Origin of the sequence: Pseudoxanthomonas sp. SE1, from assembly GCF_029542205.1 — a bacterium.
Taxonomy (GTDB): domain Bacteria; phylum Pseudomonadota; class Gammaproteobacteria; order Xanthomonadales; family Xanthomonadaceae; genus Pseudoxanthomonas_A.
On record NZ_CP113783.1, the window covers coordinates 499,250 to 511,873 of the forward strand.

Sequence of the window (12,624 nt, forward strand, 5' to 3'; positions counted from 1 at the left end):
GTGAACCTGCATGCAGACGTCGCAACCGATGGCCAATCCCCGCACCGTCAAGCGTGTCGTCATCGCCGGCGGCGGCACCGCCGGCTGGATGGCCGCTGCCGCACTGTCCAAGACGCTGGGCAAGACCCTGGACATCACCCTGGTCGAGTCGGAAGAGATCGGGACGGTCGGTGTGGGCGAGGCGACGATCCCGACGCTGGTGGTCTTTCATCGCCTGCTCGACATCAAGGAGCAGGATTTCATGGCGGCGGTGCAGGGCACCGTGAAGCTGGGCATCTCCTTCGAGAACTGGAAGGATGTCGGCCACCGCTACATCCACTCGTTCGGCACCAGCGGCAAGGACCACTGGTCGGCAGGCTTCCAGCATTTCTGGCTGCGCGGTCGGGCCGAAGGCCTGGCGAGCGAATACAGCGACTATTGCATCGAACTCCAGGCCGCGCTTCAGGACCGCTTCTCCCATCTGCCGCGCTACCACGTGAATTATGCGTATCACATGGACGCGGCGCTCTACGCCCGCTTCCTGCGCGGATTCAGTGAACGCCACGGGTGCAAGCGCGTCGAGGGCAAGATCGTCGATGTCGCCACCGATGCCGAGGGCGGCATCTCCTCGATCAAGCTGGAGCGCGGCGAGGTGATCGAGGGCGACCTGTTCATCGACTGCACCGGCTTCCGTGCCCTGCTGATCGGCAAGACGCTGGGCGTTGGTTACACCGACTGGTCACGGTGGCTGTTCAACGACAGCGCGCTGGCCACGCAGACCACCGCGGTGCGCGATGCCGTGCCCTACACGCGCGCCATCGCCGGGACGGCGGGGTGGCAATGGCGCATCCCGTTGCAGCACCGGGTCGGCAACGGGATCGTGTACTCCAGCCGCCATATCAGCGACGACGAAGCGCGCGAGCAGTTCCTGTCCAGTGTGGAGGGCGAGGTGATCAAGCAGCCGTGGCCGATCCGCTTCAAGCCGGGGCAGCGGCAACAATGCTGGGCGAAGAACTGCGTGGCACTCGGGTTGGCCGGCAGCTTCATCGAGCCGCTGGAGTCCACCACCATCCACCTGATCCAGCGCGGCATCGTGCGGCTGCTGCAGACCTTCCCGCATACGATCACGCAGCCGGCGATCGACGAGTACAACGCACGCCTGGACGAAGAACTGCAGCACGTGCGCGATTTCGTGGTGATGCACTACGCGGTCAGCGACCGTCGCGACACGCCCTACTGGCGCGACATAGCGGAGATGGAAATCCCCGCGACGCTCCGGCACAGGATCGAACTCTTCCGCGAGACGGGCACGGTCTTCCACGTGCCCGGCGAGCTGTTCGGCGAGAATTCGTGGATACAGGTCATGCTGGGACAGGGCGTGGTCCCGAAGGGCTATCACCCGACCGCCGATGTGATGTCGAAAGAGGATCTCCAGCGCTTCCTCGACGACATCCGCAGCAATGTGCTCGGTACGGCGCGCCAGATGCCCGCGCACATGGATTACCTGCGCAGCTATTGCCCCGCGCCCAGGCCGTGAAACACCACGCCGGCAGCATGGCCTAAGCTGCCGGCATGAGCGACCCACGACTCGACGCCTTCCTGAGCGCGCACCGGCGCCTGTTCGTCCTGACCGGTGCGGGTTGCAGCACCGGCTCCGGCATTCCCGATTACCGTGACGAACACGGCGCCTGGAAGCGCATGCCGCCGGTGACCTACCAGGCATTCATGGGCGACCACGCCACACGCCAGCGCTACTGGGCGCGCAGTCTGCTGGGCTGGCCGCGCATTGCGCGTGCCCGACCCAACATTGCGCACCACGCACTGGCGACGCTTGAAGCGCGCGGGCAATCGGACATGCTGCTGACGCAGAACGTGGATGGCCTGCACCAGGCCGCCGGCAGCCGGTCGGTGGTCGATCTGCACGGCCGGCTCGACCACGTGGTGTGCACGGGATGTGGGGCACGTTCTCCGCGCGCGGACATGCAGGTCCGCCTGGCGTCCGCGAATCCCGACTGGGTGGCGCTCGATGCTGTCGCGGCCCCCGACGGCGATGCCGACCTGGAAGGGTGGGACTTCAGCGCGTTCCGCGTACCCGCCTGCGAAGCCTGCGGCGGCCTGCTCAAACCCGACGTGGTGTTCTTCGGCGAGAACGTGCCGCGCGTGCGCGTTGACCATGCCATGGCGCACCTCCGGCGTGCGGATGCGATGCTGGTGGTCGGCTCGTCCCTGATGGTCTACTCCGGGTTGCGCTTCGTGCACGCCGCCGTGCGCGCGGATATCCCGGTGGTCGCCGTGAATCTGGGGCGGACGCGCGCCGATGAGCTGCTGCGGTTTCGCGTGGCGGCCCCTTGTGGCGACGCACTGCGCTTCCTGCTGGAAGACCAGGCGCGACTTTCGCTCACACCACCGGCGGTTGCAGGCTGATCCAGCGTTCCAGCGAGTGCGGGGACAGGGGGCGCGAGACGTAATAGCCCTGCAGCAGATCGCAGTTGAGCGAGGCCAGCACGGCGCGCTGCGCCGCATTCTCGACACCTTCGGCCACCACCTTCAGCGCCAGGCTTTCGCCGATGCGCAGGATGGAGGTGGTAAGCGCGCGCGCGGACTCGCTGTGTTCGAGGTCGCGCACGAAGCTCATGTCGAGCTTCAGCTCGCTGATCGGCAGGCGGTGGAGATGGCTCAGGCTGGAGTAGCCGGTGCCGAAATCGTCGATCGACAGGCGCACGCCCATGCGGTGGATCGCATCGATGTTGGCCAGCACCTCGGGTTTCTGCGCCAGCATCACGCTCTCGGTCACTTCCACCATCAGCTCGGACGGGGAAAGCCCGCACTTGCCCAGCACATTGCCGATGAAGGTCGGCAGGTCCTGCTGTTCGAAGTTGATCGCCGACAGGTTGACCGAGACGCGCGGCACCGGCACGCCGCGACGGCGCCAGTCGGCCATCTGCGTGCACGCTTCTTCCAGCGTCCACCGGCCCAGTTCGTCGATCAGGCCGCACTCCTCGGCCATCGGCACGAACGTGGCGGGCGAGATTTCGCCGATCTCGGGATGGCGCCAGCGCAGCAACGCTTCCACGCCATGCAGCCGGGCTTCGTCATCCAGCGCGACCTGGGGCTGGTAGTGCAGGCGCAACTGGCCGCTGCGGACCGCCTCGCGCAACGCGTTCTCCAGTGCCAGGCGCTCCTGCATCGCCTGGTTCATTTCCAGGCTGTAGAACACGATGCGCGCGCCGCCCTCGGACTTGGCGCGGTACATCGCGATATCGGCATGGCGTACCAGCGAATCCACATCCCAGCCATCGGCGGGGAACATCGCCACGCCCACGCTGGCCTGCGGCGTCAGCATCATCCGGCCTGCGCTCAGGGGTTCGGACAGCCTGGCCATCAGGCGATCGGCCAAGTTGGCGGCCTCCTCCGCACTGCGGTCGGGAATGGCCAGCACGAATTCGTCGCCGGCCAGTCGCGCCACCACGTCGCCTTCGCGCAGTTCGCTGCCCAGGCGTTTGGCCAGCTCGCGCAGCAGCGCATCGCCGGCCGTGTGGCCCTGGGTGTCGTTCACGATCTTGAAGCGGTCGATGTCGATGAACAGCAACGCCACGGCGCTGTCGCGTCGCGCGGCGCCCAGCAGCATCTGCTCGACCTTGCTGTTGAACAGGGCACGGTTCGGCAGGCCGGTCAGGGTGTCGAAGAACGAGAGCTGGTGCATGCGCGCACGCGCGCGCTCGCGTTCCATCGCCAACGCACACAGGTGCAGGCAGACATCGACCACGCGCTGGTGGAAATCGTCCGGCGCCCTGTTTTCCCAGTAGTACAGCGCGAACGTGCCCAGCACGCGCCCATCATGGGCCTTGATCGGACTCGACCAGCACGCACGGATACCCAGTGCCAGGAACGGCGCGTTGTACGCCTGCCAGCGCGGGTCGCGTTCGATGTCGCTGCATTCGACGGGCTGTCCGCTCCAGGCGGCCGAGCCGCAGGCGCCGACCATCGGACCCGCGAGCTCGCCGTCGATCAATGCGCCGATGGACTCGGGCAGACTGGGAGCCGCGAGCGGGCGAAGGCGGCCGTAGTCGTCCAGTGCGATGATCGAGGCCACGGCTTCCGGCATGACCTTTTCGACTTCGCGGCAGACCAGGGTCAGCACCTCCTGCAGCGGCTGCTCCCGGACGATGGCACCCAGCACCTTGCGGTGCAGTTCCTCGTGCAGCTTGCTGTGGGTGATGTCGGTATAGACGCCGAGCAGGTAGCGGACGTTGCGCTCGGGGTCGAAGACGGGATTGACGACCGCAGAGATCCACAGCGGCACGCCGCTCTTGGCGTAGACCAGCAGTTCTGTACGGTAGCCCTGCTGGACGTTCAACTGGCCGCGCACCCATTCGACCGTTTCCGGATCGGTGTGCGGGCCGGCCAGGAAATCGCTGGGGCGTCGGCCGGCGGCTTCCTCCAGCGTGTAGCCGAGCATGCGCGTGAAGCCCTGGTTGATCCAGGTGATGTGCGCTGCGTCGTCGCAGACCACGACCGCGTTGTCGCTGTGGTCGATGACCCAGGACACGTCGGGAGCACCATCGGCGAAGTGCGGCGGCATGGCGATGGCAGTGGGCCTCACGGTCAGTTCTTCCCCAAGAACGGTTTCCGCCTGATGGACCGGGTTCGCCACGGCACTCCCTGCTAAGCCGTCCCCGAAACGGGGAGATACGATGCGGTATCGGCCCCTGATCGCCGCACTTTACCTGAAGTTTCACGCGGCGCGGGGGTCGACGCACCTGCAAACGCTTACAGCCTGCCCGCCAGGCCGTAACCCGCCTTCGATGTCGCCATCGCGCGCCGTCGCGGGGCAACTCCCGAGCGGAGGTGCCGGGCGCGAGGAGCGGTGTCGAAGAGCGGTGTCGAAGAGCGGTGTCGAGGGTGGGCATGGCTGACGCACCGTCGTCATGATCGCCGCCTAGGCTTGCCGCCCGCATGACAGGGGTGGCCATGAAAGCGAAACGGATGGGGTGGGGTGTCGGGTTGCTGCTGTGCCTGGCGGGGTGCCAGGGCGCATCCTCGCCCGACGCGAAGCAGGGTGGGGCAGCGTCGCCGGTCGCGGCGGACATCCAACTGGATGAAGCGGTGCCCGCCACGCCATATGCACGCGCAGCGCAGGCGTTGGCGGAGAACCGGATGCTCGCTCCCGCGGGAGACAATGCAATCGAACATTACCTGGCCGCACGCGCCGAAGCGGGAGAGCGCACCCGTGCACAGGCCGCGCTGTCGGAGCTGCAGCCCTATGTGCTGATCGCCGCCGAGCAGGCGATTGCGCGCGGCGATGCGGGGGAGGCGAAGCGCCTGCAGGGCCTGATCGAACGCATCGATGGACAAGCGCCTGCACTGCCGCGGCTGGAAGCCAGCGTGGTGGCCTTGCTGCGCGAGCAGGCGTTGCAGGCTGCCGCAGCTGACGCGGCGGCGGCACAGCCGGCCCTATCCCCCACGTCCTCGACCCTGGAGGCATCGTCGGCACAGACAGCGCGCACACCTGCGCCCGCGGTCGCCGCCGCACCGGTGGTCCGCGCACCCGACATCGCTCCTTCACCCGCGCCGATCCCTGCGCGACAGGAAGAAGCGCAGGCCATCAGTCCGTCCGTTGTGCCGTCGCGTGTCGTACAGGAGAGCCGGACGCCGCGCCTGCTCCAGGACGCACAGCCGCGATATCCGCTGCCTGCACTGCGCGCGCGCGTGGAAGGACAAGCGGAAGTCGCTTTCACCATCCAGCCCGACGGCAGCGTGCGCGACGTGCGCCTGCTGTCGTCGACGCCTGCGGGCATGTTCGATGCGCCCGCGCTCGCAGTCGCGCAACGCTGGCGTTTCGAGGCGACCGGACAGGCCCATGCATCACGACGCACCGTGCGGTTCCAGCTGCCAGCCCAGGGGGCGAGCGGCGGCTGATTGGTGTCCGTACGCGTCTGCGGTGAGAATGGCGGCATGACAACCGCCTCCGCTTCCCCGATTCTCGATACCGTCGAACAGGAAACCGGCCCGACGCCGCAGTGGTCCGTACTGTGGCTGCACGGCCTGGGTGCCGATGGCCACGACTTCGCCCCGATCGTGCCCGAACTGGTGCGACCTGGCTGGCCGGCGTTGCGCTTCGTCTTCCCGCATGCGCCCGTGCGAGCGGTGACGATCAACAATGGCGTGCGCATGCGTGCGTGGTACGACATCGTGGGCATGGACTTCCCCACCCGCGCGGACAGCGCCGGTATCGAGGAGTCGCTGATGCAGGTGGAGGCACTGATCGCGCGCGAGCAGGCGCGGGGCATCCCGCCTGAGCGGCTGCTGCTGGCGGGATTCTCGCAGGGCGGCGCCATCACCCTGGCGGCCGGTTTGCGCAGACAGGTGCCGCTGGCGGGGCTGATCGCGCTGTCCACCTACCTGCCGGGCGCTGCGCAGGCCGCGACGCATCTGGCGACTGCCGCCACTGCGCAGCCGGTGTTCATGGCGCACGGCACCGGGGATCCGGTGATTCCGCTCATCCATGCCGAACAGAGTGCCCGCGCGCTCGGGGAGCTGGGTTTCGATGTGCAATGGCACCGCTATCCGATGGCACACCAGGTATGTGCGGAGGAAATCCGTGACCTGGGTGACTGGATGGGCCAGCGGTTTGCGTTGTAATCCCCACGCGCCCCCCGAAGGATGACGCATGGCGCTGCCATGGGTAACCTAGGACGCGGGGGATCACGCCAACGTTCACCGAGGACGCCTTTGCCGTGAAAGTGGTTATTGCCGACGACGAACCCCTTGCCCGCGAGCGCCTGCGCGCGCTGCTGGCCGAACATCCCGGCATCGAGGTGGTCGCCGAGGCCGAGAACGGCCTGGACGCGTTGCAGGCCTGTTCGCAGCATCGCCCCGACATGGTGCTGCTGGACATCGCCATGCCGGGCGTGGACGGCCTCGAGGCCGCCCGCCATCTGGCGGCCTTCGACCCGCGTCCCGCCGTGGTGTTCTGCACGGCGTACGACGAGCACGCGCTGTCGGCTTTCGAGGCCGCCGCCATCGACTACCTGATGAAGCCGATCCGCGCCGAGCGACTGGCCGCCGCGCTCGAACGCGCGCGCACCTTCATCGCCGGACGCGAGACCCAGGCGCCGGCGTCATCGAGCAGCCAGCCGCGGACCCACCTGTGTGCACGCCTGCGGGGCAGCCTGCGACTGATTCCCGTGGATGAAGTGCATTACCTGCAGGCCGAGGAGAAGTACGTGGTGGTGCACCACGCGCGCGGCGAGGACCTGATCGAGGAGTCGCTGAAATCGCTGGAAGAGGAATTCGGCAACCGCTTCGTGCGCATCCATCGCAACTGCCTGGTCGCGCGCCACGAACTGGTCGAGATCAAGCGCATCGGCGATGGCCATGTGCAGGCCATCCTGCGCCATGGCAAGGAGCCGCTGGAAGTGAGTCGCCGCTGCGTGGCGGGCCTGCGCGAGACCGTCAAGGCGCTCTGAGCGCGCGCGGACATGGCGCCATGCGGGATAATGCCCGCATGACACTGCTGCGCATCGCCACCCGCAAGAGCCCGCTCGCCCTCTGGCAGAGCGAACACGTCGCCGACCGCCTGCGTGCTGCCCACCCCGGGCTGGCGGTCGAGCTGGTGCCGATGAGCACCCGCGGCGACGAGGTGCTGGACCGTTCGCTGGCCGCCATCGGCGGCAAGGGCCTGTTCCTGAAGGAGCTGGAGCTGGCGATGCTGCGTGGTGAGGCGGATTGCGCCGTGCATTCGCTGAAGGACGTACCGATGGAGCTCGAAGGTCCGTTCGCACTGCCTGCCATCCTGTCGCGCGCGGATCCGGCCGACGCCTTCATCTCCCATCAGTACGACGGCATCGCCGCACTGCCCCATGGCGCACGCGTGGGAACTTCTTCGCTGCGCCGGCAGGCGCAGCTGCGTGCGTTGCGCCCGGACCTGCAGCTGCTGGACCTGCGCGGCAACGTCAATACGCGCCTGGCCAAGCTGGATGCCGGCGACTACGACGCGATCGTGCTGGCGTGCGCAGGGTTGCAGCGCCTGGGGTTCGCGTCGCGCATCCGCGTGCGGCTGGATGCGCCGGAGTGGCTGCCGGCCCCCGCGCAGGGCGCCATCGCGGTGGAATGCCGGGCCGAAGACCCCGCTACGCATGCGTTGTTCGCGGCGCTGGATGATGCCGGCACGCGCGTCTGCGTGGAGGCGGAGCGGGCCATGAACCGGGCATTGCATGGCAGTTGCCATGTTCCGGTGGCGGCGTTTGCGCAGCGGACGGGCGATGTGCTGTCGCTGTCGGGGCTGGTGGGGTCGGCGGCCGAGGGGCAGGTGGTCCGTGCGGAAGATGCAGGCCCGGTGGCCGATCCCGAAGCGCTCGGACAACGCGTCGCCGCGCTGTTGCTGGCGCGCGGCGCGGGCGCATTCCTCGCCTGAGCAGGTTAGGGGCGCTTACTTGAAGCGGTAGACCACGTTCATCGTGGTCAGGGTGTCCGTGCGCTTTTTCTCCGGCGCCACGTCACTGTTGTGCCGCGCCTGCCAGCCGGCCTTCAGGGCGAGGTGCGAGTTCATCGTGACCGACACGCCCAGGTCGTTCTGCGCGAAGGTGTTGTAGTCACCCGCCTCGACCAGCAGCTTGTTGACGATCTCGGTGTTCTCGCTCAGCGCGTAGCGCAGGTCGATCAGGCCACGCCCGATCAGGCTGGATTCGTTGCGCTCCTCAAGCGTGTCGTAGGCGCGGCGATAACCGGGACCGATCTGCAGGTCGAGGTGGCCGCGCTCACCCTCGAGGACACGGTTGCCGTAGCTGAGGCTGACCGACTGCTGCCGGCTGTAGGTGCCGAAGTCGTCTTCTTCGTGGCGCACGGCGGTGTTGAGCGTGCCACGCTGGTCCATGAGATATGCACTGTTGGCGGTGACCGTATAGCGGTTGGCGGTGGTGCGGCTGTCGCGGATGACGCTGCCGTCGTCCTGGGTCCTGGTGTACTCGGAGCGCGAATGCAGGCCGAACAGGCTGGCGCTGTGGCGCCATGCGCCACCATCGGTATAGGTCAGGTCCAGCCGGCCGTTGAAACTCTCGGTGTTGCTGTTGCCGCTGCTAGCAGCGACGCCAAGCTCGCCGCCCCCGGTGAGCTTGGGCGTCGGCGGTGCCGGCTCGGGAGGTGCCTCGGGAATGGGGCGGACCGCCATGGCGATGACCGGCAGCGCCGCACTGCCCTGTTTGCCGAAACCCTTGCCGGCATGGACGGCTTTCACCTTCTCATTGCGCGGCAGCACCCCTTCGTCAGCGAGGGCAGGCGCACTGTTGCCGGCGATCAGGACGAGTGCCAGCAAGGAGGGGGGCGTCGGGCGCGACATGGCAGATCTCGAGCAAATGAGGGAGAGATGTAACCGCTTACATGGTAGATGTGAGCCGACGGCATCACAACCCAAGTGCTTGTTCCGATTCAGGTTTGCGATATGCATTCTGCCACGGGCAAGCGCCGGATTCAGGATGCCTGTCACGGTCGCCAGCATTCCTGCGGCGTGATGCGTCCTTTTCAGGTCGCGGCCGTCCACCTCCACCTAGAGCGGCGCTTCGATGCTGATCGCCGGGTCGTCATAGCGCGAATACGTCAACAGCACCGTGTAGGGGCGGCCTTCATCGTCCCTGCCGGCGTGGCGCAGTTGCAGCGGCAAGCCATCCGGACCGATCCAGTAGTCGAATGCGACCGCCTCCGGAGCGGCGTGGCGAACACGGTAGCGCTGGGCAGGGCGACCGGTCACGGTGTCATCGCCGATGTGTTCGGCGGACAGATGCTGCTGGGACTGCTGGAGTTTGAGCGGGTCGCGCCATGGAGCGAGCGTTTCCGGAGGCAGCGGTACCTGTATGCGTCGGCCGTCCACCCGCATGTGCAGCACGTTTCCGATGACCGTCTGCGTGCCGCCAGGCAACGTGATCCTGTAGCGGTCCGGCGCTACATAGTCCATCTCGCCGGTCATCGGCTGGGCACCTTCCACCTGCATCCGCGCATGGAAGCGGCGGGCCGCCAGGAACCGGTGCATCGACGCCTTCACATCCCGAACTGCATCGCGCGCCGGGACTGCGGGTGGCGTTGGCGGAATGGCGGCGGGCGTCCCGGCGCCTTCATGGGGGGAGGGTCGGCAGGCGGCCAGTGCGAGCAGCAAGGGCAGGATGGTGCGCAGCGACATGGGCGGAAGGCTCCCGGGAAGAGGCAGGCGCCTTGGGTCCGTGCGTTGAGGGCGCCGCGGCGGCGAAGACACGCCACGGCACCAGGCACCGCACGGGCCCAAGGCGCCGCCGGCGCTTGTCCCCTGTGTGTGCTTCAACGGCAGGCAGGCGACGAAAACGGCCAACCGTCGGCGATAATCCGGCCACGCCCCCCGCTGCCACGCTGCCCATGGACAAGATCGAACGCATCACCGCCTTGCACCGCATCCTGAAGGCGGCGCGCTATCCGGTCACGGTGAAGCGGCTGCAGGAGGAGTTGGCGTGTTCGCGCGCCACCGTCTATCGCGACCTGGCTTACCTGCGCGATGCCTTGATGGCGCCGATCGAAGGCGATGGCGAGGCGGGCTTCCGCTACCACGCGGCCGAGAGCGATCGTTTCGAGCTGCCTGGACTGTGGCTGAGTTCGGAAGAACTGTATGCGCTGCTCGCCGCGCAACAGCTGCTGGTCCGCACGGGCGGGGGCGTGCTCTCGGGTGCGTTGGCGCCGCTGCAGAAGCGCATCGAAGGGCTGCTGGCCGATCATGCGGGCGTGGACCACTGGCCCGTGGACCGCGTGCGGGTGATCCCGCACCGCGGGCGTACGCTGGACGAAGCCAGCTTCCGCACCGTGGCCTCGGCCGTACTCGAGCGCAAGCAGTTGCAGTTCGAGTATCGCGCGCGTTCCACCGACGAGCGCACACGGCGCGCGGTATCGCCGCAGCGCATCACCCACTACCGCGACAACTGGTACCTCGATGCCTGGGACCACGAGCGCAACGCGTTGCGCAGCTTCGCGGTGGACCGGATCGGCAACGCGCGACTGGGCGACGAGCCGGCACGCGACCTGCCGAACGAGGAGCTGAACCAGCATCTGGCGTCGAGTTACGGCATCTTCTCGGGTGAACCCAAGGGCTGGGCCACCATCCTTTTCAGCGCCAAGGCCGCGCGCTGGGTTGCCGACGAGCAATGGCATTCCAAGCAACAGGGTCGCCACCTCCCGGACGGCCGTTACGAACTGAAGATTCCCTACAGCGTCTCGCGCGAGTTGTTGATGGACATCCTGCATTACGGCGCCGACGCGGAGATCGTCGAGCCCGCCGTGCTGCGCGAACAGGCCAAGGCGCTGCTGGAACTGGCGCTGTCGAACTACGAGAAGAAGTAATTTCGCGGCAGGACGCAGGGTTGTGGGAGCGACGTGAGTCGCGACTGTGGAGGAACGGGTCCCGGATCCCGGGCGAGCAGGGGGTGGGCGAGGGAGCCTTGATTGCTCGCAGGAGGCGACACGCCCCGCCTCTCTGATTTTCATCGCGACTGACGTCGCGCGCGCAGGGATTCCTGCAGCGGACCTCTCTACGGCCCCTTCGGCTCGCCGAAGCCCGGCTTCCCCACCTGCGCCGGCACCTGCGGCACGCGGACCAGCTGGCGTGCATTGATGCCGTGGTCGCGGGCCTTTTTCACCAGTTCCTCGTAGCGCGCGTCGTCCATGAGCGGGTCACGGGCGAGGATCCAGCCCATGTCGCGGCCGGGGTAATCCGCCAGTGCCCATGAATAATCGGGTGCCACCTCGACGATGCGCCACTTCGCGGGCACCACGCCGACAAACCACAGGGTCCACTCGCGGTTGCCGGAATCTCCCTTGACCGAGGCGCGCGCCTCGCGCAGTTGCTCGGGTTCGCCGAAGCCTTCGCGGTAGTGGTACGCCACGCTCACCTTGTCGGTGTCGCGCAGTGCGTATTCGTAGCGCGCCGCCACGTGCCCGCGCTCGGCGAAGTAGGGGATGTGCGCGACGACATGCCAGGTGCCCATGAAGCGAGGCAGGTCCACTGCGTCGGGCGCGGCGTGCACCGGGCCGCGACTGGCACAGCCGGCCGCCATCGCCAGCAGCAGGGCGAGCAGCGCAATGCGGACCACGTGGGTTGGCAACGCCATGGGCATGTGGGACTCCGTTCTCCCTGTCATACGGACACGCTAGTCATCAGGATGCGACGGAGATGTTAACCGGTGATGTCGCAACCCGTGAGATGTCGTTGCGCGAGTGTGACGTCGTACTGACATCACACAAAGGAATCCGCTGCCATGTCCACGTCCTTGTTCCCGGTTTCGCATGCGGTCCGTCAGGAACGTCCCGATGTCCATCTGGATCGGGTCCTGCGCCGCCTGGTACTGATGGGTGCTGCGTTGGTGTTGTTGCTGCCGCTGGCCCGCGCCAGCACCGACTGGCTGGGTTGGCTGCCCCTGTGGCTGGTCGGGATGCCCGCCGTGGCCTGGTGGGCCCTGCACCGTTTCCGGCTTCCGACCCGTGGGGCCAGGTCGCATCGGACGGCGCGCCGTCGTCGCAGCCCGCAGGCGCGCCGTATCCGCAAAAGGGGTGCCGGCCTGCCGCAGGCGGCCTGACCTTCGGCAGGGGGTGCCCTCCGGGCCTTGTGCTAGCGTGCCATGTTCATGAAACGCACCG

The 12,624-nt window shown here is 67.5% G+C and carries 12 protein-coding genes; 8 read left to right on the top strand and 4 right to left on the bottom strand.

Translation table 11 applies throughout. The features are described 5' to 3' along the window. Positions 1-10 precede the first annotated feature (10 nt). Both OY559_RS02325 and OY559_RS02330 read left to right on the top strand, forming a co-directional pair. Positions 11-1,516: a tryptophan halogenase family protein gene (locus OY559_RS02325; RefSeq protein WP_277728525.1), complete on the top strand. Its 1,506-nt coding sequence runs from the start codon at positions 11-13 to the stop codon at positions 1,514-1,516. A gap of 35 nt (positions 1,517-1,551) precedes the next feature. Next, on the top strand, positions 1,552-2,403 hold the full coding sequence (locus OY559_RS02330) for an NAD-dependent protein deacetylase (protein ID WP_277728526.1): 852 nt from the start codon (positions 1,552-1,554) through the stop codon (positions 2,401-2,403). On the opposite strand, the gene OY559_RS02335 is transcribed toward OY559_RS02330, so the two are convergent. Next, positions 2,378-4,582, bottom strand: coding sequence for a sensor domain-containing protein (locus OY559_RS02335; protein WP_277728527.1), 2,205 nt, complete (start codon positions 4,580-4,582; stop codon positions 2,378-2,380). The genes OY559_RS02330 and OY559_RS02335 overlap by 26 nt on opposite strands. 368 nt (positions 4,583-4,950) lie before the next feature. On the opposite strand from OY559_RS02335, the gene OY559_RS02340 reads away from it, so the two are divergent. From OY559_RS02340 to hemC, 4 genes are all read left to right on the top strand, one after another. Next, positions 4,951-5,898: an energy transducer TonB gene (locus OY559_RS02340; protein ID WP_277728528.1), complete on the top strand. Its 948-nt coding sequence runs from the start codon at positions 4,951-4,953 to the stop codon at positions 5,896-5,898. A 36-nt stretch (positions 5,899-5,934) separates the two neighbouring features. Then, positions 5,935-6,621 carry an alpha/beta hydrolase gene (locus OY559_RS02345; protein ID WP_277728529.1) on the top strand — a complete coding sequence of 229 codons (687 nt, stop codon included), beginning with the start codon at positions 5,935-5,937 and terminating at the stop codon, positions 6,619-6,621. Positions 6,622-6,716: 95 nt separating this feature from the next. Beyond that, positions 6,717-7,448 (top strand): LytR/AlgR family response regulator transcription factor, encoded by a 732-nt coding sequence (locus tag OY559_RS02350; protein ID WP_277728530.1) that lies wholly within the window; start codon positions 6,717-6,719, stop codon positions 7,446-7,448. A 38-nt stretch (positions 7,449-7,486) separates the two neighbouring features. Further along, positions 7,487-8,395, top strand: coding sequence for a hydroxymethylbilane synthase (hemC, locus tag OY559_RS02355; RefSeq protein WP_277728531.1), 909 nt, complete (start codon positions 7,487-7,489; stop codon positions 8,393-8,395). A 15-nt stretch (positions 8,396-8,410) separates the two neighbouring features. Here the strand turns inward: hemC and OY559_RS02360 are convergent, their stop codons facing one another. Both OY559_RS02360 and OY559_RS02365 read right to left on the bottom strand, forming a co-directional pair. Further along, on the bottom strand, positions 8,411-9,292 hold the full coding sequence (locus tag OY559_RS02360) for a DUF481 domain-containing protein (RefSeq protein WP_277728532.1): 882 nt from the start codon (positions 9,290-9,292) through the stop codon (positions 8,411-8,413). A 231-nt stretch (positions 9,293-9,523) separates the two neighbouring features. Further along, positions 9,524-10,150: a hypothetical protein gene (locus OY559_RS02365; RefSeq protein WP_277728533.1), complete on the bottom strand. Its 627-nt coding sequence runs from the start codon at positions 10,148-10,150 to the stop codon at positions 9,524-9,526. 209 nt (positions 10,151-10,359) lie between these two features. Here OY559_RS02365 and OY559_RS02370 point away from each other — a divergent pair, with 209 nt between their 5' ends. Next, positions 10,360-11,331: a helix-turn-helix transcriptional regulator gene (locus OY559_RS02370; RefSeq protein WP_277728534.1), complete on the top strand. Its 972-nt coding sequence runs from the start codon at positions 10,360-10,362 to the stop codon at positions 11,329-11,331. Positions 11,332-11,519: 188 nt separating this feature from the next. Here OY559_RS02370 and OY559_RS02375 read toward each other — a convergent pair whose 3' ends face one another. Continuing rightward, on the bottom strand, positions 11,520-12,104 hold the full coding sequence (locus OY559_RS02375) for a lipocalin family protein (protein WP_277728535.1): 585 nt from the start codon (positions 12,102-12,104) through the stop codon (positions 11,520-11,522). A 141-nt stretch (positions 12,105-12,245) separates the two neighbouring features. On the opposite strand from OY559_RS02375, the gene OY559_RS02380 reads away from it, so the two are divergent. Then, positions 12,246-12,563: a hypothetical protein gene (locus OY559_RS02380; RefSeq protein WP_277728536.1), complete on the top strand. Its 318-nt coding sequence runs from the start codon at positions 12,246-12,248 to the stop codon at positions 12,561-12,563. Positions 12,564-12,624: the final 61 nt, after the last annotated feature.